The organism is Bacillus sp. LR--39 (genome assembly GCF_053613335.1).
This window is the reverse complement of the sequence record NZ_JBSIOT010001538.1, coordinates 1-528: the sequence shown is the minus strand read 5'-3', so window position 1 is coordinate 528 and position 528 is coordinate 1. Positions and strand designations below refer to the sequence as shown.

Sequence of the window (528 nt, the reverse complement as noted above, 5' to 3'; positions counted from 1 at the left end):
AGTATGATCTCTTTTAGAAAACAAATCGCTTAATCTGAAATCAGAGCGGGGGACCCAATAGAACGGCTTTTTGCCGTTGGGGTGAATCCTTTTTAGGTAGGGCTAACTCTCATATGCCCGAATCCGTCAGCTAACCTCGTAAGCGTTAAGAGAGAGGGAGATAACCTGGGAATAAAAATCCGATTCCGCAGGGGCTTTTGCCTCTGCGCTTTTTTGTGCGAAAAAATACTGAAAAAACAGCAAAGAAGGAGAAGACAATGATGTATAGTGCAATAAAGCGGTTTTTAATCGGGAAGCCATTGAAATCAAAAGAGCTTAGAGAACAAAAGATTACAAAAACAAAAGCATTGGCTTTGCTTTCCTCTGACGCCCTGTCTTCCGTCGCTTACGGAACAGAGCAGATTCTGATCGTTTTAGCGGCTGTCAGTTCCGCCGCATTATGGTATTCTCTGCCGATTGCCGCAGGCGTCATGATTTTATTGACGGCATTAATTCTTTCATACCGGCAGATCATTTTTTCTTATCCGC

1 pseudogene and 1 riboswitch are annotated in these 528 nt (G+C 43.4%); the pseudogene reads left to right on the top strand.

What is annotated here, in order from left to right:
* The first annotated feature begins 16 nt into the window (after positions 1-16).
* A riboswitch (cyclic di-AMP (ydaO/yuaA leader) is annotated at positions 17-161 on the top strand.
* Between the two features lie 99 nt (positions 162-260).
* A pseudogene (locus tag ACWHAR_RS31660) lies at positions 261-528 on the top strand (amino acid permease); the annotation flags it as partial.